The organism is Paenibacillus agilis, from assembly GCF_007786455.1.
GTDB classification, from domain to species: Bacteria; Bacillota; Bacilli; order Paenibacillales; family Paenibacillaceae; genus Paenibacillus_B; species Paenibacillus_B agilis.
Genome location: NZ_VNJK01000002.1, coordinates 352,199 through 377,978 on the forward strand (window position 1 = coordinate 352,199; position 25,780 = coordinate 377,978).

At 45.1% G+C, this 25,780-nt stretch carries 22 protein-coding genes; 6 read left to right on the forward strand and 16 right to left on the reverse strand.

Translation table 11 applies throughout. The annotated features are described in order from the left end of the window. Positions 1–186 precede the first annotated feature (186 nt). The 7 genes from FPZ44_RS17905 to FPZ44_RS17940 form a co-directional block, all read right to left on the reverse strand. A complete protein-coding gene (locus FPZ44_RS17905) occupies positions 187–2,160 on the reverse strand; it encodes an amino acid ABC transporter ATP-binding/permease protein (protein ID WP_144992321.1) in 1,974 nt (657 codons plus the stop codon). Beyond that, positions 2,157–3,917, reverse strand: coding sequence for a thiol reductant ABC exporter subunit CydD (cydD, locus tag FPZ44_RS17910; RefSeq protein ID WP_144992323.1), 1,761 nt, complete (start codon positions 3,915–3,917; stop codon positions 2,157–2,159). Before cydD ends, FPZ44_RS17905 begins: the two co-directional genes overlap by 4 nt. Further along, complete coding sequence (gene cydB / locus FPZ44_RS17915) at positions 3,917–4,930, reverse strand: cytochrome d ubiquinol oxidase subunit II (protein ID WP_144992325.1); 1,014 nt, start codon at positions 4,928–4,930, stop codon at positions 3,917–3,919. Before cydB ends, cydD begins: the two co-directional genes overlap by 1 nt. Then, positions 4,920–6,320 (reverse strand): cytochrome ubiquinol oxidase subunit I, encoded by a 1,401-nt coding sequence (locus FPZ44_RS17920; protein ID WP_144992327.1) that lies wholly within the window; start codon positions 6,318–6,320, stop codon positions 4,920–4,922. Before FPZ44_RS17920 ends, cydB begins: the two co-directional genes overlap by 11 nt. A gap of 692 nt (positions 6,321–7,012) precedes the next feature. Further along, the gene (locus tag FPZ44_RS17930) at positions 7,013–8,278 is read right to left on the reverse strand and encodes a helix-turn-helix domain-containing protein (RefSeq protein WP_144992331.1); all 1,266 of its coding nucleotides are present in this window, start codon (positions 8,276–8,278) and stop codon (positions 7,013–7,015) included. 391 nt (positions 8,279–8,669) lie between these two features. Next, a complete protein-coding gene (locus FPZ44_RS17935) occupies positions 8,670–9,614 on the reverse strand; it encodes a 1,4-dihydroxy-2-naphthoate polyprenyltransferase (RefSeq protein ID WP_144992333.1) in 945 nt (314 codons plus the stop codon). A gap of 178 nt (positions 9,615–9,792) precedes the next feature. Continuing rightward, entirely contained in the window at positions 9,793–10,392 is a 600-nt protein-coding gene (locus FPZ44_RS17940) for a nitroreductase family protein (protein ID WP_144992336.1), read from the reverse strand. A gap of 173 nt (positions 10,393–10,565) precedes the next feature. On the opposite strand from FPZ44_RS17940, the gene FPZ44_RS17945 reads away from it, so the two are divergent. Continuing rightward, the gene (locus tag FPZ44_RS17945; RefSeq protein WP_144992338.1) at positions 10,566–10,925 is read left to right on the forward strand and encodes a winged helix-turn-helix transcriptional regulator; all 360 of its coding nucleotides are present in this window, start codon (positions 10,566–10,568) and stop codon (positions 10,923–10,925) included. Positions 10,926–11,020: 95 nt separating this feature from the next. Here the strand turns inward: FPZ44_RS17945 and FPZ44_RS17950 are convergent, their stop codons facing one another. The 3 genes from FPZ44_RS17950 to FPZ44_RS17960 form a co-directional block, all read right to left on the reverse strand. Beyond that, positions 11,021–11,740, reverse strand: coding sequence for a 3-ketoacyl-ACP reductase (locus tag FPZ44_RS17950; protein ID WP_144992750.1), 720 nt, complete (start codon positions 11,738–11,740; stop codon positions 11,021–11,023). A gap of 102 nt (positions 11,741–11,842) precedes the next feature. Continuing rightward, entirely contained in the window at positions 11,843–12,151 is a 309-nt protein-coding gene (locus FPZ44_RS17955; protein ID WP_144992340.1) for an antibiotic biosynthesis monooxygenase, read from the reverse strand. 238 nt (positions 12,152–12,389) lie between these two features. Continuing rightward, positions 12,390–13,169, reverse strand: coding sequence for a TerC family protein (locus FPZ44_RS17960; protein WP_144992342.1), 780 nt, complete (start codon positions 13,167–13,169; stop codon positions 12,390–12,392). A 557-nt stretch (positions 13,170–13,726) separates the two neighbouring features. Between FPZ44_RS17960 and FPZ44_RS17965 the strand changes: the two genes are divergently transcribed. Together FPZ44_RS17965 and FPZ44_RS17970 are read left to right on the forward strand one after the other, a co-directional pair. After that, positions 13,727–14,539, forward strand: coding sequence for a lipoate--protein ligase family protein (locus FPZ44_RS17965; RefSeq protein ID WP_261378426.1), 813 nt, complete (start codon positions 13,727–13,729; stop codon positions 14,537–14,539). Positions 14,540–14,764: 225 nt separating this feature from the next. After that, positions 14,765–15,202 carry a hypothetical protein gene (locus FPZ44_RS17970; protein WP_144992344.1) on the forward strand — a complete coding sequence of 146 codons (438 nt, stop codon included), beginning with the start codon at positions 14,765–14,767 and terminating at the stop codon, positions 15,200–15,202. 220 nt (positions 15,203–15,422) lie between these two features. Here FPZ44_RS17970 and FPZ44_RS17975 read toward each other — a convergent pair whose 3' ends face one another. After that, the gene (locus tag FPZ44_RS17975) at positions 15,423–16,592 is read right to left on the reverse strand and encodes a DUF418 domain-containing protein (RefSeq protein ID WP_261378427.1); all 1,170 of its coding nucleotides are present in this window, start codon (positions 16,590–16,592) and stop codon (positions 15,423–15,425) included. A gap of 175 nt (positions 16,593–16,767) precedes the next feature. Here FPZ44_RS17975 and FPZ44_RS17980 point away from each other — a divergent pair, with 175 nt between their 5' ends. From FPZ44_RS17980 to FPZ44_RS17990, 3 genes are all read left to right on the forward strand, one after another. Next, positions 16,768–18,144 carry a carboxypeptidase-like regulatory domain-containing protein gene (locus FPZ44_RS17980; RefSeq protein WP_144992348.1) on the forward strand — a complete coding sequence of 459 codons (1,377 nt, stop codon included), beginning with the start codon at positions 16,768–16,770 and terminating at the stop codon, positions 18,142–18,144. A 190-nt stretch (positions 18,145–18,334) separates the two neighbouring features. Beyond that, a complete protein-coding gene (locus FPZ44_RS17985; RefSeq protein ID WP_144992350.1) occupies positions 18,335–18,964 on the forward strand; it encodes a LysE family transporter in 630 nt (209 codons plus the stop codon). Between the two features lie 98 nt (positions 18,965–19,062). Then, positions 19,063–19,830, forward strand: a complete 768-nt coding sequence (locus FPZ44_RS17990) for a YqcI/YcgG family protein (RefSeq protein ID WP_144992352.1) — start codon at positions 19,063–19,065, stop codon at positions 19,828–19,830. 84 nt (positions 19,831–19,914) lie between these two features. Here the strand turns inward: FPZ44_RS17990 and FPZ44_RS17995 are convergent, their stop codons facing one another. The 5 genes from FPZ44_RS17995 to FPZ44_RS18015 all read right to left on the reverse strand — a co-directional run bounded on the left by FPZ44_RS17995 (position 19,915) and on the right by FPZ44_RS18015 (position 25,762). Further along, the gene (locus FPZ44_RS17995) at positions 19,915–21,249 is read right to left on the reverse strand and encodes an amino acid permease (RefSeq protein WP_144992754.1); all 1,335 of its coding nucleotides are present in this window, start codon (positions 21,247–21,249) and stop codon (positions 19,915–19,917) included. Between the two features lie 200 nt (positions 21,250–21,449). Continuing rightward, positions 21,450–21,893 (reverse strand): threonine/serine exporter family protein, encoded by a 444-nt coding sequence (locus FPZ44_RS18000; protein WP_144992354.1) that lies wholly within the window; start codon positions 21,891–21,893, stop codon positions 21,450–21,452. A 24-nt stretch (positions 21,894–21,917) separates the two neighbouring features. After that, on the reverse strand, positions 21,918–22,676 hold the full coding sequence (locus tag FPZ44_RS18005; RefSeq protein WP_144992355.1) for a threonine/serine exporter family protein: 759 nt from the start codon (positions 22,674–22,676) through the stop codon (positions 21,918–21,920). Positions 22,677–22,835: 159 nt separating this feature from the next. Beyond that, a complete protein-coding gene (locus tag FPZ44_RS18010) occupies positions 22,836–24,101 on the reverse strand; it encodes a CapA family protein (RefSeq protein ID WP_144992357.1) in 1,266 nt (421 codons plus the stop codon). A 287-nt stretch (positions 24,102–24,388) separates the two neighbouring features. Next, positions 24,389–25,762, reverse strand: a complete 1,374-nt coding sequence (locus FPZ44_RS18015; protein WP_144992359.1) for a serine hydrolase domain-containing protein — start codon at positions 25,760–25,762, stop codon at positions 24,389–24,391. Between the last annotated feature and the right edge of the window lie 18 nt (positions 25,763–25,780).

Here is a 25,780-nt window from a genome sequence, read left to right on the forward strand (position 1 = left end):
ATATGTATGTATCATACCGCTTCCCTCTCTATCTGTCAAACCTATGCCACATCATCGAAATTCAGCAAATCCTCTCCTCCCTGCAAATGACTGAAAAAAACAGCACAGCTACTGCCCCTAATTGGGCAGCTACTGTGCTGTGCATGATATACCTTCCTTGCACCGAGGATCATTCTTATGATTCGATCAAGGTGCTTCGATCGCCTGTATGGCAAGCGGTCGGTCAAGTTGGTACAGGCGACGATATCGCGCCTCCTGCTTCATTAATTCTTCATGGGTGCCGCGCATAATAATGCGGCCTTCCTCCATGAAGATGACTTCATCCATCTGCTCCACCCCTACGAGATGATGGGTAATCCAGATGAGCGACTTATCCGCCATAGCGTCGAACATCGTCGCTAGCAGTTCCCGCTCCGTGCGCGGGTCGAGACCTACCGTTGGCTCGTCGAGAAGCACAACCGGTGTCTGCTGCAGCAAGATGCGCGCTAGCGCAACTCGCTGGCGCTCACCGCCGGAGAATCGCTGCCCCGCCTCATGCATAGGCGTGAGATACCCTTCGGGCAGCGATTCAATTAAGCCATCCAGCCGCGCTTGGCGGGCGGCTTGGCGAATCTCTTCCTCAGACGCGCTGTTGCGTCCGAGGCGAATGTTGTTCGCCACGCTCGTATCGAACAAGTGCGGGCTCTGATTGAGCACCGATACGACGGCTGCGATACGATCTGCGCCGGCGTAAGCATGCGCTGGCGTTCCATTGACGGTGACCGCGCCCGATGTAGGGGCGAGCGCACCTTGAATCAACTTCAGCAGCGTAGACTTGCCTGCGCCGCTGCGACCAATAACTGCTATCTTCTTGCCATGCGGAATATCAAGCGTCAGCTCTTCCACGGCCATTTCGCCACCCTGATCATAACGGTAGCTCGCTTGCTCAATACGAATGTGTGCTGACTGTCGGGCAGCCCTCACAATGTCCTCCGTCACAAGATCTTCCGTAATGAGGGAAGAGTTATCTGGATTGCTAAGGTTGTTATGGTTGTTATGGCTGTTACCGTTGCTGCAGTTGTCGCGGTTACCACAATTTTTACGATTGTCACTGTCTCTATCATCAACAGCTCGCTCTGCTCTATCGCTAACCTGTTGTTCCCCAAAAGTAAGGCCTTTCTTCCCAGCCCCCTCACTTTTTCTTACATTTTTACTTACACCTTCGTCTCCACCTTGATCCACCTTCGCCATTCTATCCAAGGAATCTGTATACTGCGGCAGTTTATCAATCGCATCCGATACAGGCAGGAACGCCTCCATCATCGGGAATACGACAAGCACGAATGCGGCGATAAGCGTTGCATCAATCGCTTGTGCAGCAAACATCTGCGCTGCCCAATAAATCATCGAAATTACAACCGCCCCAACGACACCTTGTGCTGCAAAAGTTCGCCACTTCGACCAATTGCTCAAGGAGCGCTCAATACGCGCTACTTCTGCTTCTTCTCGTTCATAGTCGTTAACAAATGTCGCCTGACGTCCGCTAATAACCCAATCCCCCATACCAAGCACCGCATCGGTTAACTTTTGATACAACTGATTGCGCTTCTGTTTCAATTGACGGTTGCGCGACTTATTCACATACAAAGATAACGCGGGCAGAACGAAAATTAGTAGTGCGATATAGAAAGCCATCAACAGCGCAAACGCAGGATCGAACCAGCCAAGCGCTGCAATAACGACCGCATAAGCAGCCAGTGCTACGATGCTCGGGAAAATGGTCCGCATAAAAATATTTTGCAAATACTCGATATCATCTGCCAACATCCCGAGGATATCTCCTGTGCGGAAACGAGAGCGAATGAACAACGCCTGCGGCTCCAGCAGTCGATACAGACGTACTCGCATATGAGACAAAATACGAAGAATCGTATCATGGCCGACCAAACGCTCTACATAATGCACAACCGAACGACTAATACCGAATGTACGCACAAGAACGACGGGAACGTACACCATTAAAATATTTTCCGGACGAAGCGATGACTTCGAAATTAAATAGCCTGATGTAAACATGAGTGCTGAAGCACATAGCGCCGTCAATAGACCGAGAAAGACGATGAGGGCAAAGCGCCACGTATGTGTTGAGAAATACGGTCGTATCCAATCTTCACGCTTCATCCCTCGTCCACCCCTTCCATTTGCATGCGCATCATCTCGTAGTAGAGCCCTTTGCGCCCCAATAGCTCCTCATGTGTACCCGTTTCCGCTATGCGACCATACTCAAGCACGATTACCCAATCCATCTCCGTCATCCAGTGCAGGCGATGAGTTGCCATTAGAACCAGCTTGTTCTCAAATAGAGGAAGCATCGTCTCTTTCAACTCATACTCCGTCTCAATGTCCAAATGCGCCGTTGGCTCATCCAGCAGCATAATAGGCCGCTGACTCAAAAATGCACGTGCCAGTGCTACACGCTGTTCTTGCCCTCCACTAAGGGAACGTCCGCCATTGCCAATCACTTCGTCCATGCCTTGAGGCAGACGTGCCACAACCTGCTCTAGTCCAGCAGCAGCGATGGCTTGCTGCACTTCTTTCTCAGACGCATCAGGCGTATAGAAACGAACATTATCAGCTAAAGAGCTATTGAATAGATACGGCTGTTGAGGAATATAAGTCAGCTGCTGTCGCCAGCCTTCTTCCGCTAAGCTTTCTATAGCCGCTCCATTCAGCGTCACATCACCAGATGATGGTGCGAGAAACCCACCGAGTATATCGATAAGGGTTGATTTACCCGCTCCACTCGTACCGATGATACCGATCTTCATCATCCCTTGCACCGTCAGATCAACATTATTAAGCGAAGCTGGACCTTCCGCTTCATGCTTCAAGCTAACATCTTTCAACGTTAGTGAACTATCCTTCGTCCACGTCCACTCCGCTTGCTCAGCAGCCTGTACAGAAGTAGAAGAAGACGCAGGCTTCACTGCTTCTGCTTCGCCCTTTTCAATAACAGCACGAATAGCCTTGCCTGCTTCCTTGCCCTTTAACGTCGCATGATAATCAGCACCTACCATACGAATCGGCAGGAAATATTCTGGTGCCAGAATCAATATTAATAGCGATGGATACAACACCATATCGCCTTCAATAAGGCGCAATCCGAGATTTACCGCTACCATTGCGACAGACAGCGTCGTAAAGAAATCGAGTGCAAAGGAAGACAGAAATGCCATGCGCAGCGTCTTAATCGTCGCGGAGCGATAAGAATCACTTACACGTTCAATCGTGTCGCTGTGCGCTTTACTCTGACCGAGCACTTTCAAGGTCTCTAGTCCACGCAATGAATCCACAAAATGATTGGACAGCAGTCGATAGGACTTCCACTGGCGCCCCATATGCGTCTTCGTCGCAAGTCCAAGCAAAATCATAAATATAATCAAAATCGGCATCGTTACCGCCAAAATAATGGCGGCCACAGGGTCCAGCCAACATACATAGCCCAGGACGATAATCGGTGTAATCGCAGTCCCTATCATACGTGGGATAATAAGCTCCACGTAAGTTCGGAACTGAGCAATTCCGTCCAGTACGAGCGTTACGACGTTGCCCGTCCCTTCGGATTGGACAAGACGCGGCCCGAACTGAAACAGCTTGCTAACCAGCTGCTTGCGCAGCTCACGCCCTGCCGTCTCCGCATATCGATAGGCGATCTTCTGCATAAGAAGAGCCGTTAATTGCCGGATAAAGAAAGCGAGCAGGAACTTGGCGATAGAGTCGACTTGTTCCTGCAGCGCTTGGCCTGCAAATAGGGAGGAGATCGTCTCTGCCAACCCTATTGCAATATATAGGATGGACACACTGTGAATGAAGGTCAGCAGTACAATAGCTACTACAACGATTTTGCTTCCTTTAAATCCAAGTGTGTGTTTATCCATCAGTATTCTAGATGCTCCTTCTCAGTAACACGTTTGTGGAAGACAAAGTAACTCCATGCTTGATAGGCCAGTATGAACGGCAGTAAAGTCGCCGCTACAATGGTCATAATGCGAAGCGAATAGTCTCCCGACGCCGCCGCATACACGGTCATGTTGTAGGCTCTGTCGATTGAGCTGATCAAGACGTTCGGGAACATCGATACAAAGACAGAAGCAACCGCCAATATGATTACCGCACCTGTCATGCCAAATGCCCAACCATCGCGCTTCTTGCTCATAAAATAGCCCGCTAGTATATAAGCGATAACGCCTAGCACGGCGATTACAAACATAACAGCACCGCGCGATTCAAAAGCAGTTGTCATCGTATACGTCATAATCCCAAACACAACTAGCAGAGCCGCGAGTGGGAGCAGCAGCATTTTCCCCTGCGCACGCGCTCGCTCTTGCAAGCTTCCCACTGTACGAAGTGTCGTGAACATTAAGCCGTGTACGTAACATAGAAGCGTAACGATAATGCCGCCTATTACGGTATACACGTTCACAACTTGGAAGATGGTTGCGTTCATCTCCATGTTCTGATCGATAGGCAGTCCTTGCAGGAAGCTCGAAAATACGACGCCAAATAAGAACGGCGGTAAGAGGCTCCCTAGTAGGATAACGATATCCCAGTTCTTCTTCCAACGCTCCGTGTCGCCTTTACCTCTGAACTCAAAGGCTACACCACGACCGATCAAGGCCAATAGTAAGAAAACAAACGGGATATAAAATCCACTGAACATCGTCGCATACCAGTGTGGGAACGCTGCGAACATCGCTCCCCCAGCTGTCAATAACCATACCTCATTGGCATCCCAGAACGGACCGATTGAGTTAATAAGGATACGGCGTTCCGTATCTGTACGAGCTAGGAACTTCGTCGCCATCCCTACTCCGAAATCAAATCCTTCCAAGAAGAAGAACCCGACAAACAACACCCCGACTAGAACAAACCACAGTTCACTATACTCCATGGTGCACCTCCCTATCGAACGGGTCACTTGTTTTATCTTCGACCTTATCAATAATGGCTGGACCTTTTTTGATGACTTTCAAGAACAGACGAACAAGGATATACGCGAGCACGCTATAGATAGCGGTAAACGCGATTAGCGAGAACAACACTTCATTCGCTGTAACATTAGGAGAAATACTGTCTTCCGTTTTCATATAACCAAATACCGTCCACGGCTGTCGACCGATCTCAGTCATAATCCAACCTGCTGTGTTCCCAATGAACGGCATCGAAATTGCAGCCACCATAAAACGATTGAACCATTTGTTTTTATGCGATAGCTTATTACGAGCGGACAAGTACAATCCGTACATGGCAAGCACGATCATGATACAGCCTGCCAATACCATGATACGGAAGCTCCAGAAAGTCGTCCGTACAGGCGGAATATAATCTCCTGGGCCATATTTCTGCTCGTACTCAGCTTGCAGCTCGTTCATTCCTTTTACATCACCAGAGAATTTGCTATACGTTAAGTAACTGAGCAAGTAAGGAATTTTAATTTCCATTCCATTCTCTTTCTTCTCTGGATCAATGCTAGCAAACAACGTCCATGGCGCAGGATCTTCACTTCGATCCCATAATGCTTCACTCGCAGCCATTTTCATTGGCTGTGTATGCATCAAATACTGTGCTTGCTGATGCCCATATACCGCGACCAAAATCGAGGAAATAAGAGCTACAATAATAGCTATATGGAAAGATTTTTTGAAAAACTCCCCGTCCTGCTGCTTCAATATTTTATAAGCACTTATACCAGCTACTAAGAAAGCACCCGTTCCAAACGCTGCGAGAATCGTATGCGGGTACTCTACCCACAGTTGACCATTGGAGAGCAATGCTCCAAAATCATTCATTTCCGCTCGCCCATTAACGACCTCAAACCCTACCGGTTGTTGCATGAACGAATTCGCTACCAATATCCAGAAGCCAGACATCATTGTACCGATCGAAACAATCCAAATACAGGCCAAATGCAGCTTCTTCGATAAACGATCCCAACCAAATATCCAAAGACCAATAAAAGTAGATTCCAAGAAGAACGCAAGCAGTGCTTCTACCGCTAACGCAGGACCGAACACATCACCGACAAATCGTGAATAATCCGACCAGTTCATACCGAACTGGAATTCTTGAATAATACCGGTAACAACGCCGACAGCAAAGTTAATCAGGAACAGCTTGCCCCAGAACTTCGTCATCCGCTTGTACTTCTCGTCTCCCTTGACGACATACATCGTCTCCATAATCGCAACGAGTAGTGCTAGACCAATTGACACCGGAACGAAGAAGTAATGAAAAATCGTTGTCGATGCAAACTGGATTCGCGATAACATAACCAAATCCATGGCTATTGACTCCACCTTTCTATTGAAATATCCATTTCAATTTAAACTTTCTTTCTGCTTACCCCACTAAAGTACATAGTTGAACAATTAACTTGCTAATTACCTCATAGCGTTGATGTGACTCATTTCACATTGTGTCAGAAAAACAAAGGCATCAATGTGATAATTATCACAAAAACAGACGGATAGTTTGATCAAAATGCAAACATTGCTCACGCGTCACATTTTCGCTACAATACAAGGCATTGACTTTTGTGAAAACATTCACTTTTTAAAATAAACTTGTACGAATACTGTCACAAATCGCCCTAGATCACCTTTTTATAACCGCCATCCTACGAATTAACATTTCTTATCTTCCTGGACATTACCCACAAGAGAAATTGATGCAAAAATAAAAGCAGTCATGCTGCCTCACCTTCACGAAGCAGCACTACCGCTATAATCGGATTTTGACCATGATACTCCACGTCTCCAACACCGGTTGCAATCTATCCTCTTTTACCTAACGTATGCAAATGTACGCTGCAGCTTAATTTGTATTGATTTTGTGACCTTCCCATGGAAATCCGCCACCTGATGAATCAGCAGCCTCCACGCTGACTGAAAATGCCGAAAATGTAGAACATACAACACAAGCTAACAGTATGAGTTTGAGTCCTCTTTTTCTCACAGCATAATCCTCCACTCGTTTATATAGAGCACATTCGCTCATAAAATTGTTCTATATCTATAATGGTAGAAACATCTTTAAACTGATCATCACGCCTTAACAGTTTGAACAACGAATGCATGCACTGCCGCTCACTTTGAACATCATTAATTTGTGCATAGGTCATAGCACTTTGCATATAACTGTTGGCTGCGTCCTCCAGCTGATTTGTTTTTACGAAATAGTCTCCTTTGAGTCTATAAAAATAAGCCAGTTCATAGAATTCAAGCGGAGTCGTATACGTAATAGAATGTATCGCTTCCTCCATAGACAGAAGCTGCCCTGCCGCTGCTACTTCATCAATGCTCATATACAAGGAAATATACTCATTTACAACGTGAATCTTAAATTCATCCCTGCATGCAAGCAAGCACTGATCGAATTGAGTAATGGCCAGCTCCACGTCTCCTCGCTTGGCATGAAGCATAGCCTCCAGTAATTTATCGTTATCCTCCACCTGTGAATGCTCATAGGCTTGATACTGCTCTTGATACTGCTTCGACAATTCATAGTCGTTCAAATAAAAATAAGAAAATCTAAGAATACCGATAGCATGCATGTAAAATCTGTTCTCTCTATCATCCTCTTGGATAAGGAGTTTGCAAAAATCCACACTTTCTTGATATAAGCGCAGTGTATAGGCATGCACAGCCAGTTTATAATACACTTCTGTCCGCTCTCGCTTCGATAAAAGTTCAATATAGTTCAAAATATACTGACCAGATTGGTAGGTTTCCTGCAGGTTGCTGAAATCATTTCTTTCAATACAATATTGTTGGTATAGTCCTTTAGCGATGTAAACCATAATGCCATGACTTCGTGAGTATTTTATGATGAGTTTGTACAAGAGAAGCTTTAACGAGGTGTCCTGTAAAGAAGCGGTAGTTGTAAATAATTGCTCGACCAAATCATAACTGTCTTCTTGTTCCGTTTCGAGAAACTTGGTTGCAATTTTACGAATGATAAAGTTAGATTGTGAGCTTGCTATAGACTCTTCCAACAGGCTCCATAACACGGTAGCCCGCCGCTCTACTTCCATATAGCATTCCACATATTCATCGAATGGGATGTCCAGTAGAGATGCAATCAAGGCTACGGTCTTGAAATCCGGCCTTTTCACTTCCCTATTTTCGATCTTTGATATGGTCCCTTTATTAATATTTGCTCTTCTGGCAAGCTCCGAAAGGGTTAGGTTAGACTTTAGCCTATATTGTTGAATCAAGTCAGCTAATGACAGTACGGCCATACTGGATCACTCTACCTCCCTTTAGCAAATTGCGCACAATGAGTAATCAATTATGCCTATGCCACGATTCTATAAGAAAGTAGGCAAACGATAAACGTTATACCATACCTAATGCATCCTTTTTTTGCTAATTTTCAGAGTACCATGTTTTTGCAAATCCCGCAACAGCCTAACATATATAGCAGGCATTGTCGAAATCTTACTGACTATGTATTCATACAAAAAGCAGCCCCCATGTCATCAAGCAAGACCATTTGGGACCGCTTTTTTGATTGTCAGCCTAGTTAAAATGGACTTGGAACAAGGAATAGCCATGGAGCCGTAATCGTACCCATGAGCAAATCAACCCGGTGTGCTATGGATTCCGGTACGCCGTGTTTTCTACGAACTATTACAATAAAATGGCCACTGCGAATACAAAAATACGAGCTGTGTTTAATTGAATAAAGTTTTTTACCACTAAGCCAAATGTCCGCTCTTTCGAACAATCTTGCGTAAATACAGCAATCCGTCTGCGAAGTGGAATAATCGTCAACAGGACAGGCAAGACAATCAGCGGATGGATGCCAAGTACGAGCAGCACAATCAGATCAAGATAGGAGAAATAATAAGCATTACGGAACAAAACAAGCGCAGAATCTTTGCCAATATAGACGGGCAATGTGTATCGTTTATTCTCGATATCCTCATCTTTATCGCAAATGTTGTTAGCTAACATAATGTTGCCGATCGTCAAAATAGTTGGAATTGAGATTAGAAACACGAACAAAATCTCTTTCACATTAACGTCCAGATAAACGTGCCCGTTCTCCCAAACAATACCCGCCAGTTGTGTAGGTTCTACATGTACATAAGCCGAGATAAAGATGATAACGAAGCCCATAAACAGTCCTGAAAACAGCTCGCCCAAGGGCATTCGAGAAATGGGAATCGGGCCTAGTGAATACCAAAAACCAACGAGGAAGGACAGTCCGCCGAGCAGCAACACTAACAAATTCGTCTGCAGGAACAATAGGAAACCCGCCACTATTGCTATCGATAACAATACAAAGATGAGAAACAGGACACTCCGCTCGCTCAACTGGTGTCGGACGATTGCATTATGCTCTTCATAGCCGTAGCCGTTCCGTTTCACGGCCTTTTTATAGTCACCATAGTTGTTAATAGCTGTCGTCGCCATATCAAATGCCAGCAGTGAAGCAAGCATCAGCAAAAAGTGATCCATGTGAAACTGTTCGAATCGATACAAGGCATATAAGCTTCCTAATGCAAATGGAATCATGCTCGCGGCTTTTGTTCTTAGTTCTACTACTTGTAAAAAGCTTTGAAACGTCACAGTACTACCCCTTTTTTTATAATCTTCATACCGATAAATACACCGATTGTATAAGAAAACAGGAGGTACCGACTAGGATATATATCACAAATTTAATCTATTTCTAAAAAACAAAGACACTCGCCCCCGATGTAGGAGTGAGTGTCTTGCATATATTCGTTCTATTACAATATGCGCCTTATTTGAACACTTTAAGACGGCTATCTAGCGGCTGGAATGCTTTTTCACCCGCCGTAACTGTTGGCTTACCGAATGGCATTTGTCCTGTTAGCTTCCATGTGGATGGAATGTTCCATTCCTCTGCAATTCCAGCATCTATAAGCGGGTTGTAATGCTGCAGCGTTGCACCGAAGCCTTCTGCATCCAATAGTGTCCATACAACCAATTGAAGCATACCGCTAGATTGCTGCGACCAGATTGGGAAGTTGTCACTGTACAGCGCGAACTGCTCTTGCAGCCCTTTTACTACAGCCTCATCCTCGAAGAAGAGCACTGTACCATAGCCGCTGCGGAAAGCGTCCATTTTTTCTTTTGTCGGCGTAAAGTTCTCAGCGGGAACGACTTTGCGAAGCGCGTCCTCAGTCAAATTCCACAGCTTATCATGCTGCTCTCCAAGCAATACAACAACACGTGCGCTTTGAGAATTAAATGCGGAAGGTGTATGTTGTACCGCTTCAGCAACCAACTCTTCAATGCGTGCATCCGACACGACATGGTCCTTGCTAATTCCATAAATACTGCGTCTTTCCTTCAATGCTTTCAATAGATCTTTGCTCATTTTAACATTCTCCTCTGCTTGTAAAGTTCTCTTCAAATAAAAATATTTTTTATATATACTTACTTTTATATAGCATCATTTCACTTTCTTTATTATATCTCTATAATAAATAATGTAAATTACGCACTTTGAAGATATAAAGTATCTTTAAAGATACTTATAGGGGGATAGGCATGGAGAAGAAAGATCCTGATCTATGCAAAGTCGAAAATACGCTTCATATTTTGATTGGAAAATGGAAACCTCTCATCATTATGCACTTGATGTTCGGTGGTACGAAGCGATTCAGTGATCTCCAGCGTGCTCTTGCTGGCATTACAACAAAAACGTTGACTACACAGCTGCGAGAACTGGAGGAACAGGAAATCATCCTGCGCGTCGTATACCCAGTAGTTCCTCCACGCGTGGAATACTCGATTACGGAATATGGGATGACACTTCAGCCTGTTCTTCATTTAATGCATGAATGGGGAAATGCTCATCTCGAACGACAGCTGAACAAAGAACAATCTACCTTCAACAACAACCAATAAACGCAAAACAGCCTTGGCTCGGTTGAATCCCGAACTAAGGCTGTTTCTTCTAAAGCTATAGCCATACTTACGACAATAGCGTAGATGGATGCGTATTACTGAGGGTTTGTCGTCCAAATACCTGCTGTTTTTACAAATACACGTGCAGGCAGCTTCAATGTCGCAAGTGCAAGTTCAGCCACATCTTCAGGCTGCATCATGCGATCCTCGTCACCAATTTTAAGGCCAGCACTAGTAGCCAACTCTGTATTTACTGTGCTCGGTGTAAGAGCTGTAACACGGATGTTGAACTTACGCACTTCTTGCATAAGCGCTTCTGTCATACCCATAACCGCAAACTTGGACGCATTGTAGGCAGAGCCTGTCGCGAATCCGCGCTCACCAGCTGTAGAAGCTACGTTGATGATGTTACCACTGTTTTGGCTGATCATATGAGGAAGTACCGCACGAGTTACATAGTACGTACCCATCAAGTTAACTTGGATAATACGCTCCCATTCTTTTGGATCCATATCCACAAGCGTACCGAACGTAGCGATACCTGCGTTATTGATGAGGATATCTACTTGGCCTAGCTCACCTACGAGCGCAGCAACCGCCTGATCAACTGTTTCTTGGTTCGCAATATCTGCCGACGCGATGCTTACGCGGATACCGTACTGTTCTTGAAGCTCAGCTTGAAGCTTCTCCAAGTCAGCGCTCGTGCGCGCGATAAGACCAAGGTTCGTACCTTCCTTTGCAAGGGCATGAGCAATCGCCTTACCGATTCCTTTACCTGCGCCTGTAATAAGAGCTACTTTATTTTTAAATTCCATCATTATTCTCTCCTTCTGACTCTGATGCCTAAACCCGGTGTTATTGTGCTGCTCTATTAAGTACTTACTGCAAATGCTTCTATTTGAAGTGTAACTACAGTGCTATGCTTGACTGGATACGACCATTTCATACTTATTCAATGAAGCTCCAAGCATATATTGCTTCGACTCCCCACCACCGCGATGTGATTCACGGAAAGATTCGCTCGCTGTCCAATTGCGGAAAGATTCTTCGTTTTCCCACAAGGTACATACTTTTAGCTCTTCTTCCCCTTCCTTACCTTCGCCAAGCCATACTTCCAACCGTATAAAGCCAGGCATCTGCTGTACACCTTGCGCTGCAGCAAAGCGCTCTGCCACCTGCTTTCCATGTCCCGCCATGATTCGAATAGTGTTCGTTACGACAAACATCGCTTCTCCTCCTATACAACCTAATACTTGCATGAACAAGTGCATGTCAGCTTACCTCATTTATTATAGTAGAAACATGTCCTCAACACCAATCGCTTCCGAAAATGGATTCCCTTTTTAGATAGTTCTGACACTTTCAAAATAATAAAGGTCTGCTCGTATGCAAATGAGCTTCCCTTGCAGGCTTCTCACTACATACTTGCAGACCTCGTTGTTATTTGTTAAATAGATTTATTGATTAATGATGAGCCTCTGCTTCATTTTTAGGCTCAACTTTCTCCTTCGACATGAACCAGCCAGCTACAGCGATAGTAATCATAACACCCCAGAAGATAAGCTTCCATACTGGATCTTTCGGGAATGTCTTCGCTAATACACCGATATCAGGGTGTGAAAGCGTAGATACCGTCAACTTCACGCCTACCCATCCTACGATAAGGAATGCAGCTGTTTCCAAGCCCGGACGTTTAAGAAGCAATGTCGTGAAATAAGATGCTGCGAAACGCATGATGACGAGTCCGATGATACCACCTGCCAAAATAACGAGGAAGTGTCCACCATCCATGCCGCCGATTGGAGGCAAGCTCGTCGTTGGCAATGTAATCGCAAGCGCTACTGCCGCCAAGATTGCATCAACCGCGAACGCAAGGTCTGCCAACTCTACTTTTAATACCGTAACCCAGAAGTTCTCTTGCTTTTCCTTTACGTCCTTCTGATGACTGTCTTTCTTGAGCACGTACCTCTTCACCATGAAGCTTATCGATATAAAGAGAAGATACGCTGCCCCTATCGCTTGCACCTGCCACACATTTGCCAAGTAGGAAATGATGAACAAGGAACCGAAGCGGAATACAAATGCTCCAGCCAAGCCGTAGAAGAGCGCCTTCTTTCTCTCTTTCTCAGGCAAGTGTTTAACCATAATAGAAATAACGAGCGCATTATCGGCTGCTAAAATACCTTCAAGCGCGATGAGTACGAGCAATACCCAGCCGTACTGTAACAACAAACCAACATCCATTGTAACTCCTCCTTTGTCAATCATACATGTATTAGATGTAACCAATGTGAAGGCATATAAAAACCTCCACCCCGTTCATACGGCGGTGAAGGCAGCACACGTACGTATTCCAAGAGGATACGCCTTCACCGATTGGCAAAGGTCTCGCAACAACGTCCAGCGTTGTGAATAAAGCCGGAGACCCTAAGGTCACGTAATGACGACTTTATTACGGAGCTACTCCCCTTTACTATTACGAGTATTATATCACGTGATTAAAAAATGGAAAACACGAAATTCAGTCATATTATCCATAAATCAACGAAATTCAGCCTTTTATAAAAATTAAAACCAATTATACTCTCTATTTCTTATATTTTAGCCAACTTTCTGTCTATTACTCATATTATTATGGATCTACCAAGGGATTGTTACCTGTATCAAGCCATGCTACGATGGGTATAATCTTTTCCTAATGTCACCCAATGCGAGGACTGTTTATGATGACTGCTATGGATAGTAACAAGAATACTAAACCTGTAAATACATGCAATATATTCGGCAGCGAATTTGCCAATATGCTGCTGCTCGATCGTACACATGAAATCGAAGAGCCTGATGCGCTCTACTCCTTTGCGCTGGACGAGCTTCTATGCCGGTATACAGGGCAGGGCGGTCCGCCCATCTGTCATCTGTGGCGGCATCCAGCGGCCTTTATTATGGGGTTGCGCGACAGCCGTCTGCCGCAGGCAGCTGAGGCGGAGCGCTGGCTGCAAGCGCAAGGCATGTATACAGCCGTGCGCCATTCTGGCGGAGCAGCGGTTCCGCTCGATCTTGGCGTCGTGAATATTTCGCTTATCCTGCCAAAGGCGGATTTGAGCGATCGTCATTTTCACGACGACTTTGAGCGGATGTACAAGCTGATTCAGCTTGCGCTGCAAGCGCAGGGCGAGCGAGTCGCTAAAGGTGAGATCGCCGGAGCGTTCTGCCCGGGCGATTACGACTTGAGTATCGACGGGCTGAAGTTTTGCGGCATTGCGCAGCGTCGACAGACGAAGGCTTTTATCGTCCAAGCCTTCGTGATCGCCGCCGGCTCGGGGCAGGCGCGTGCCCAATTGGTACGCGACTTTTATGACCGAGCCGCTCTTGGTGGTGCTGCGCCGTCCGACCACCCACTGGTGGTAGCGGACAGCACCGCGAGCTTGGCCGAGCTCACTGGACTCGGCCCGGATGCCGCGCAGGCGTTCACGGACGCGGTCAAGCGCGTCATCCGTGAACGGCAATCGCCGCAGGCTATTGCCGATGCGGCATCCATGTTCCATCTCCCCGAACCTGCGCAAGTTCGGGAGATGGCGCTAAAGCTGCGCAACCGCTACGCGATTCAATCGTAGCGGTTGCGCATGCAGCCCTGCTCGAGTAGCAAAAAAACATATAAACAAAATGTAAAATGATCAGCTTTTATGTTGATGATCACCCAAGATCCAAGTAAACTAAGATCACGGTTCCAATTCATGATTTGAGCATGATGTTGAGGAAGACCGACCCTATTTTTTGTTGCACCCGGTACGAGCTTTCACAACAACATTTGAACCATCAAATCTTGAGGAGGAACAAGCATGGAAAACAATCAGGTATTAGATATTTTGCTGCAAATTAAGACTCAAGTGGAAGGTCTGCATTCTACGGTAAGTAACATCGAGATTAAAGTAGATACCATCGAGACTAAAATTGATGACCTGGAATCCAGAATGAGCGGTATGGAGTCGCGAATGGACAACATGGAGTCCAAAATGACCAATATGGAGTCAAGAATAGGCAGCATCGAATCCACAGTGTCCAATATGGAGTCAGATATTGCGGGAATCAAAGAAACCGTAAATCGTATTGAACAGCAGCAGCAAGAGGATGTAATTGCTCTCTTGAAAGTAATTGACTGCAATGTGACCGAAATCAACGAACGGCAAGAGGAAACCGACCACGTAATTGATGTATTAAGCGCTAGGACGACCAGACTCCAGGCCAAAACCGAGCATTTGTCCAATCTTGATAATTAATACGCACACAACACCCGAAGTTGGTGACATTGTGTACAACTCTTCACTACGACTAACTAACCAACTACCGAAATTACTACTTCATCCAATAACCATTTACTTGTGAAACTATAAAAAGTAAAAATAGCCATCCTCTCAAGATATCCCGTACATACTACGTGGTACCCATCAAGAGGATGGCTATTTCATTTTATTTATCTAAAAAATATACGGCTATAAACTAAGATGAGCTGCTCTCTGTACTCGGCTGCACTGTTTCCTTACCAAGTGCTGCACGTCGCAACGGACTAAAGCGGCCATACGTACCAGCACGCCACAGCCATTCCAAAGGACCCATATTGTAGCGTCTCAGCCACCAGCGGCTAAATAATATTTGCAACGATACTACAACAACAGCGAATATCGCCCCCATCCACAAAGGAGCAGCCCCTGCATTTTGCCAAATGAAGTGCAGCACGCCCATCGTAATGATGGTTTGCATTAAGTAGTTGGTGAACGCCATCCGACCTAAAGCAGATAACCCTTGGAAAGGTTTCACCCCGTAACGAGCCACGAGCCGCAGTAATGTACACACATAGAAAACCGCTATCACTTTCCCCGTTACATGCGTATAGAACGTTACATCCGATGGTTGATAAGCGGTTGGGTTAGCAATAAAAACTTGCACCATAGGAATAAACAACAACGCTGCTAAGATAAGCGAACTCCACTGCACAATTCGTATGTTCTTTCTCTGCTCCACACGAGGCTGAAACCAGCCATTTCGGGCAGCGAATATCCCTATCAGTGCGCAGCTTACGATATCAAGTAACATCAATATGCTATTTGGCAAACCAAATGTAAGGAAGAAATTAATTCGTTCACTCATATTCGGTACATGCGGCAGAAGTACACTTACATCTGCATATTGATCAGCAGGCATGAACGCAGTCAACGCTAGCAAGCCGTTGAACATACTCAACATAACCAAACTCCATACGATGAGTGTCTTTGACGAACGCTTATAGAAAAGGAGCAGCACTAAACCCGCCAATGCGTACGTATTTAAGATATCTCCAATCCAAAACAGTACGACATGAGCAACCCCTACTACGAATAGAAGGAATAGACGCCTGCTCATCAGTTTATTTGCGGATAGTCCCCGATTTTCCGCACTTTTCATAAAGAGATGGAAACCCGCTCCGAATAAAAAGGCAAAGATCGTATAAAACTTCGTTTGAATAAATAAGTCATACAACCATCTTAATACGGCGTCTGAGCCAAATGCTGTATCATAAAATAAAACACCGCTGCCAACCATCTCTGGAAAGTTAACGATAAAAATACCGATAATCGCAAATCCTCGGATAATATCCATCGTATCGATCCGCTGACTCTTCTGTATTTGCACGGACAAAATATCTCCCCCTCGCTTATTATGCATAACCTACCTGCTACTATATTTCATTAAAAAGACAAAAACAAAGCCATCTATTATTAAATTTCACTTAACCTATTGCTAACAAGTAGAAAAAGATGGAATATGAAAGATGTAAGGTAACCAACTTAATAGGAAGGGTGTTTATATGAGAAAAGGTTCGTTGTTCGGTCCACTCATGATGTCCATCGCTTTGCTAGGTAGTGTATTATGGCCGCATGGCCCAATCACCGCTGCTCCTAGTATTCCACAGGCTGCCTTGAATACCGCTTCAATTGAGCAACACGCCGTACCAGATCATCTTCAGCAGGACAAGCTTCAACTTCATCAAGCTCAACAAACATCAGCCACAAACACGACAACATCTACGCTCACATCACAAGCTCCTCTTGCTACAACCAATCCAACACCTTCTGCTATCCACAACAATCCGAACAATGCAATTCCGGTTGTTACTTCCGTTGTCTATTCCGATACAATCGCCGAAGCGAACGGCCAACGCTGGTATACGTTCCAGACAACCAATCCTGGAAAGCTAACCGTCTATTTGCAAACCGTACAAAATGCAGCTGTCGATTACAACTTGCATTTATTCCGCTTAGATACGACTACTTACAACTTAGTTGAACAAGAAATCTCCTCTTATGGTCCAAATACAAACGAGCTATTAAGCCGCATTGCTCCAGCTGGCATTTACTACGTAGCTGTCAACGCACAAACAGGCTTTGATGCAACCAACCCGTATTTATTTACGATCCAAGAGTCCCCTGTTTATGACAGTGCCGAGCCTGATGACAACGTCTGGAAGGCTAAACCGCTTACCAATGGTATCAATGTAAACCAGACGATTGATAACTTGTTTGATGAGGATTGGATTAAACTTACCGTAACAGCGCAGAAGTCATTCCGCCTCAAATTTAACAATACTGCCCCTAATACGAACTACCAAGCTCAAATATTCAATCAGAACCTGCAATCTATAGGAACGATTAATCAAAATACGAATCAGGATCTTATCGCCAATTTCGCGGCAGGTACCTACTATGTTCGTGTGCAATCCTTATCTGGCTTTGATGCCACAAAAACATACAACTTAGCCATAACAGAGTTTAAAGCACCTACCAGCGTAAATATTTCTCACGTTAGCACAATATCCGATATCAACGCCGGACAACGCATTAATTATGGATATGGCTTGAAATGGAGATTTAAAAATTCAATAACGATTTCAGGTACCGCTTACGATGCTTCTGGCGCACCTGCCTTCAACGCACCTATCACCGTTGCTTTCCAGACTGTCATCAATAATAAAGTCTATCAAGCAAGCACAAACACAGGCCCGAGTGGTGCCTTTACGGTTACGATTAACGGCGTACAACCAGCTGCTGGGCAATACAGCTCGCATGTGACGGTATCCACACACTACTTTGACATTATCCCTCTTGGCGTCTACTACAACGGAAACTCGTTAAGCTCAAATGATACCTCCCTCTACCATTGGGCTTACTCTATTTGGACGGGCTAAGCTAGTTATCTAATCTTATACTTAACACTGCATAATAAATAATACGAAATAAGGTCTTGGCTATTCCTTGTGGACAAGGGATAATCAAGACCTTTCTTTTCTTAAAATGACGTCTATCCCCATCATTCCATGCATACGATGACTTGTACACTTTGTACCACTTATTCGCAAGAGATGGGAAGTGATCGTTGTGAACGCATTTCTAACCTATGTATTTCTTGGCATTTCACTATCAGCCCCGATTGGCCCCGTAAATGCTGCCCAGCTTGAGCGCGGGGCGAAATACGGCTTCTTGCACGCTTGGCTTGTCGGCCTAGGCGCTATGGTAGCGGATCTCATATTTATGCTGCTTATTTATTTTGGTGTTGCCCATTTTCTTACTACACCTTTTATGCAAACATTTTTATGGGCTTTCGGCTTCTTTGTCCTTATGTATACAGGGATTGAGACACTCATGAACGTAAAACAACAGCAGCATGCGCTGCAATACCGCAGTGCAGAGCCAGCTTCTAAGTCATTTCTATCTGGATTTCTAATGGCCATCTCCAGTCCTCTCAGCATACTATTTTGGCTCGGCATTTACGGTGCTGTACTTGCTAAAACGGTAGAATCACAAGGAGTAGGACACATTTTATTTTATAGCGCGGGGATCTTCGTCGGCATTTTATTATGGGACTTCATTATGGCAGGCTTCGCTAGCACGTTGTATCGATATGGAAACTCACTTGTATTGCAAATGATCTCCCTTTTGTCTGGACTATCCCTTATTGGCTTTGGGATCTATTTCGGTGTAGAAGCAATCATGTCTTTATTCGGATAAACATCAGACTTAACCGCCTTTCTGAAACTGTTCATCGGGACAGTCACCCAGTTCCTCTCCACTCCATAAGATGTAGCAAAAAAAGTGGAGGTGGAACGATGTCTGTTCCAACACTACTCACGAAGAGCTGGATCGAAGCTAATTTATTGGAACTGTCCTTGTGGCAGCAGCATGCATACCGCAACTTCGTAGAGATGGTTGCTGACAAAGAGAACACGTATCCGTGTGTACCTGCAAGACTTGGATTTCTAGCAGACAGCTTGCGATTCGGTTTCGTTGATGATGCAAGGACCGAGCATGCGTCTGCCCACTTGGCCTCTCTATTGCAGCAGTATGGAGAGTGCTCCCGAGAAACAGGTCCGTATGCCTCCTTAGTCGTACTGTTCGATACCCCTGAGGATTCGGTTGGTCGTTCTACAGTCGAACAATACGAAGAACTGTTCTGGTCTCTATTAAGCCGTGTCAGCAGTCATGATACAAAAGATTGGCCCGACCATATCGCCAAGGACCCTGCTCAGCCAAGCTGGGAGTTTTGCTTCGATGGAGAGCCCTATTTCGCCTTCTGTGCCACTCCAGCTCACGTCTTACGCCGCAGCCGCTGGTTCTCACACTTTATCCTTGCCTTTCAACCCCGTTGGGTATTTGAGAGCATTAACGCCTCTACCCCGCTTGGAAATAGCTTAAAGAAAGCCATACGCAAGCGATTGGCTGATTATGACGAGATCCCTATTCATTCATCGTTACAATGGTACGGACAAGAAGGAAATTTGGAATGGAAGCAATATTTTTTACGAGACCAAGATGAGCTGCCTTCGAAGTGCCCATTTTCCTACATGAAAAACTTATTTAAAAAAATCCGCTCTTAACTGTAAGTAAGAGCGGACTGTAACCGTTGATTAGCATAATGCTCTGAGGTCAGTTCGCATCTCGATCTCTGGAGCATTATGCTGTTAATGCGCTTCTTCTCGCTTCCACCGCTGATGCATAATAAGCGTAACCCCTCCAATAACCGCAACGAACAACAGGCTGACGAATAACCCTGGCCTGCTCGACTTGTCCCACACTGTGCCCACGACTGCAAGTCCAATTAGCAGCAGAGCAATAATGGCCTGCATTTTCCCCCACCAGTTCAAGGTTATTAGCTTCAAATAAGAGAGAACTACACTTGCCCATGTGTACATTAGGACAAGACCGCCTGCCGTCGTAATATGCTCGAAAATGCGCTTTGGAATGAAATAAGCCAGTACAATGGAAACGATGGTACCCGCACAAGTCACACCTAACGCGGAAAGTGGGAAATCACGCTTCCCTTCTTGATCGGACAGCCTTCGCGGAGCATCACCGTCTTCTGCCAAGGTTACTAACACAATGGTAACGGCATAAAGCGAGGCAGCAACGGATGAGAATCCTGCAATAATAAGCACCCCATTAAAAATATTTACGATAATGGGCATTCCGCCGTATCTCAAGGCACTAATAAACGGACTCTCCGATGCGGGCAGGCGATCCAACGGCACCCACAACAAGACAAGGGCAATAGCAGCCAGATAAAGCACAATAGTCGTTGCCAACATTACTCCGCCTGCCTTGGATGCCTCCTCTGGGTGTTCTAATTCAGCAGCCATCAAGCCCATTACCTCGATACCTGCAAAAGCGTAAAACGCATAAATAAACGCCTTCCATATACCCATCACGCCGGATGAAAAAAAGCGCTGGGTGAGCTGTTCATAGGAAATAGCAGGATTCGTTCCTTGGAGTAAGCCAAACGCTACGACTGCTCCAATAATAATGAACATAATGAGCGCTGCTAGCTTTACGATTGCGAGGACACTCTGTGTTGCCTCCAACACTTTTATGCCGAAGAAAATGACGATCATCCCCAACACCGCATAGCCAGCAGCAAACATCCATAGTGGTATGCTAGGGAACCACAGCTGTGAGAATAGTCCGAGGGCCATTAACGAGCTGCCCAAAATGAGCATCTCGGAGGACCAATACAACCAACCGCTTCCAAAGCCAGCCCAGCGCCCGAATGCCAGCTGGGCATAGGTACGGAAAGAGCCTTTGGCAGGCTGCATAGCGGTTAGCTTTGCTAAAGCCTGTAAGACAAAATAAGTGCCTATTGCAGCAAGAAGCAGCAGCAATAAGATGGCATAACCGCTTTTTTGAATCGCTATGCTCGTGCCTAAGAAAAAGCCAGTCCCTAATGTACAACCGATGCCGAATAAAGATAACCGCCACCAAGGCATTTTAGCGCTTGATGATTGGTGTTGAGAATGCTGCATATGTTGAGCATGATTTGTTGGTTCCGATTCAGATGAACGTTGTCGCTGATTGTTATGGTGCTTCGTATTGGCCATCCTGCTTATCCCTTCCATATCCGATAGAACTTACTATGGTCTTGTGGGATAAGGTTTATGTAAGTCGAAGAAAGAGAAAAAGCCAGACACAGCCATCGCACTTACATGCGATTGGCTCATCCGGCTTAATAACGCGCTCTTGCTTGATATTTCGTTATAATCTGATTGACGACTTCAGAGAAGACTAGGCCAATCGCGATTGATCCTGACAGCATAAAAGCTTTAATCGTCAATTCGATGGCTAGCGTGTAGTTGTTCTCCACCATTTTTCTCATCGCGTCGTAGGCCATTCCCCCGGGCACGAGCGGAATGATACCGGCTACACTATAAACAATGATAGGCACCTTGTACATTCTCGCAAACAGTTGACTGACAACAGCAACTAAGAACGCAGCTGCTAATGTAGCTGGGATCACATCAATACCCATGAAGAGACTCAGTGTTATATATACGCACCAGCCAGCCATACCGACAAAACCGCATTGCAGCAGCGTTTTTCGAGGCACGTTAAAAATAATGCCAAAACCAGCTGAAGAGATAAAGCTTGTAATCAAATGCTCGATGAGCATGGGAATCCTACCCCATTTCTTTCGTTAATAAATCGACATGACAAAAGCGATACCCGCTCCAATGGCAAAGGCAGTCAGAAATGCCTCTGCACCCTTAGACAAGCCTGACACAAGATGACCTGCCATCAAATCCCGCACAGCGTTTGTAATGACAAGTCCAGGTACTAGCGGCATCACAGCACTAATAATTATTTTATCCAACTCATTACCCAACCCTGTTTGATAACAGAAATAAGACGTTAAGCCAATAATTGTTGCAGCCATAAATTCAGCGAAGAACTTGATTGGAATAAGCCTGTGTACATAAATAAAGGACACAAAACCAATTCCGCCTGCGATTAGCGCTGGCAAGAAGTCCGGCCATGTTCCTCTGAACATAATGGCGAAGCAGCCGCTCGAAATCGCAGCTGCGACAATCTGAAGCCACACTGGGTACGCCAAATTGGCGTTATCCACTCGCTTTAGCTTCTCGTATGCCTCTTCTGGCGATAATTCGCCTCTCGTGATCGCCCTTGAGATATCGTTAACCAACGTGACCTTTTGCAGGTCTGTTGAACGGGTCGCGATCCGGAATAACCGCGTCGTAGATACGGCTCCATCAATCGCAAAAATGATGCCCGTTGGAGTGACATAGCTGTGGGAGTTCTCATATCCATAAGCATCTGCGATCCGCATCATCGTATCTTCTACGCGATACGTTTCCGCCCCGCTCGCAAGCATTATTTTCCCAGCTAATAAGCATATTTGAGTAATTTCTATATTCCCATTCGATTGATCGTGCATCAATGATTCTCTCCTACGAAGTAGCAATTATCAGGATTATATCCTTTTCCGCTCGTTTTTGAAAGAAATGTCTGCTTCATTTTCATGAAAAAAGAGTGCTTCCCTGTCTAAGATGACAGTAAAGCACTCCATTTATCCTCTGAAGTTGCAATTGTTCGATTATCGGCTCACTTTTACAGCAGGTTCAACCTGATTGGCGTTCATCACAGCCTTGTATGAGATCGACTCCAAATAGTTATATTGACTCTCAACGTATTTGTTATCACGCTTCACAATCTGGTCGTTCTTGATATAGTACGGATTGAAAGCCATACTCACCTGTCCGTCATCCAACGTGACATGCAGTAAGCCCGTATCCGCGTTGCGTCCCTTTACATAATTGGGGAATAGAAAATTCCCGATGGAATAGGCAATCGGCTTGCCTTTATAAAACTCAAAGCCTTGCAATACGTGCACATGGCTGCCGACGATAGCATCCGCTCCTGCATCTATAATTTCTTTGGCATACGTGCGCTGCCAAGGAGCAGGACGATTCTCTTTCTCTACACCCCAGTGCATGTACACAAGCAAGTAGTCGCAGTCTTTACGCTCACGCTTAATGACTGGTAGTACACTTGATTTATTATAGGCCTCAGCAATACCCGGCTTGTTACCATTAGCAAACCAATATGTTTGAGGGATGAATCGCGAAAAGGCTAAAAACTTCACTTTCTTACCATTCAACTCTACCGTATGTGCTTTATATGCCTCTTCTTCTGTTCTTCCTCCACCCACATAGGGAAGTTTCGCCTTCTCTAAATGTTTGAGCGTATCAAGGAATCCTTTATCCATAAAATCAAGCGTATGGTTATTGGCAATCGACACGAGATCGAAACCTGCATTTTTCAATCCTTTTAACGCGATTGGATCAGACTTGAAGTTATATAGCTGGTTCGTATCTTTTACATGATGCGTTGTAATGGCTGTTTCTAAGTTAACAAAGGCGTAATCGGCCTTTTCAATTTCTGATTTCACATGAACATAGGGATAATCCGTGCCTTTCTTGCGGATCGTCTCTTTTACCGACCAATCCATCATCGCATCTCCAGCAAACACAAGGTTGATCGGCTCATGAGGGGAGACAGATTGTTGTTTATTATTATCCTTCTTGCTCGCTGTATTTCCTACTACTTGGTTGCCCTTCGGTGCCTGCGGGGCTTGACTTGGCTGCTTGGCAGCATCACTCGTTACTGGTTTCTTTTGGCCCTGTACTTCTTCCAAAGCTTTATGCTGAGCGATTGGAGGTGACTGATTTACATTTAGCTGCAGCCCTTCTTGCTGCATCCATACTACTACACCACCAATGGCAATAAGCAACAGTGTCCATGTCATCCAAAATAGAGGGTGAAAATGATATTTATGACGTTTCTTTCTAGACATACGCATGCCGTAGAACTCCTTCACTTCGTTGATCCTTTAGCTAAGTAAGCCTAAATTTATGATCCATCATATACTAGCGCACAAGAGAAAAGGTCTCAATTTCTTTAAGATTAGTATATTTACAGAAATATGCATTCAATATTTATGCAAAATTTAACTCCTTTATTCCAAGCAAAGTTTCTCCAACCGTTAACACAAATATGTAATAAGCCACTGCCTACGAGAATAAATTCCCCAGCAGCGGCTGTGTTCATCAACTTTTCAGCTTGAGATAAATGGAACTAGCTTAATCCTTAATCTACTCTCACGGCACGCTTAGGCTCTTCTCCTTCATATAGGATGAAAGCACGCGCCTCATCATCGGTTACTTCTACAAATTCTACTTCTATCGTTGTCTGATGAATAAAATAACGCGTCTCTGTTGCAGGATGGAGGGCCATAACTTGGCCATCAATGGTTAGGAGCAGGCGATCATCTTCCGTATCGACTTCAGCCTCTACCGTATTGTCTTGCTCCTCAAAGCGATAGCAGCCCGTGTACGTGTCATAGAGGTCAGGCAATACCTGGATAGCTTGTCTCGGAGAAATAAAGGCAGGTATTTCGTACGGCTCATCAAATAAAATATGCTCACAAGCCGTTTCTATCGCCTGAAGATACGCATAGTCATGGATTACATTATTAAGAATGATGAAGGTCTTTTTTTGCTCTATAAATCGTTTGTAATTCGTTGCGTAACCAGGCCATCCACCACTGTGGCTAACTAGCATCCCACGGTTATCCTCTTTAGAGATAAGCCAACCGTAACCATACGGGAACGTTTCTCCGTTATTCAACAACGTAGGAGTAAATGCTTCTACCAGCGATTCCTTTGTAATCCATTCACCTGTGTGTAAGGCTTGGTCTAATTTCAACAAATCTGCCAACGTAGAATTAACAGTACCGTCACCTTGAATACCATCCAAATAGACAACCATTTCGGTCTCAGGAAGCGTATCTGGAAGCACGAAGCGCTCTTCTTTCACATCCCACACATATCCGAATGCGTAGTTATCGATCGTTTGATTGGAATATCTGCGGTTATATATAAGCGTATCCTGCATACCCAAAGGCTCAAATAGATGCTGCTTCATAAAGTCTGTGAAGCTCTTGCCGCTTACTCGCTCCGCGATAATGGCAAGCAGTACATATCCCGTATTGCTGTATTCCCACTTGTCTCCCGGGGCAAAGCGGACATCCGGTTGATGCTCGACTAGCAGCTCCAACATATCTTTATTATCCGCGATATTATCTTTATCCCAATGCTTCACAAACAAAGTCATATAGTCAGGCATCCCTGAAGTGTGCTGAAGCAAGTTCTTAATCGTAATATTTTTATAAGGCAGCTCTGGAATCCATTTCTCTACCAAATCATCGACTTGCAGCTTACCTTCCTGAGCCAACAATATAATGCCCAAGGCAGTAATCGGCTTTGAAACAGAAGCAAGTTCAAAAATAGAATCCTTGTTTAGCTGCTGTCCCTTTTCCAAGTTTGCATACCCGAACGCACCATCGTAAATAACTTGCCCTTGCTCTGCTACTAGAACCGCTCCATTGAACTGTTCTCTCTCCGCAAGCGTATTGAATAACGTCTCTAACTGTTGTTGTTTATCCGCAACTAATTTACTCATAACTAACTCCTCCTATCC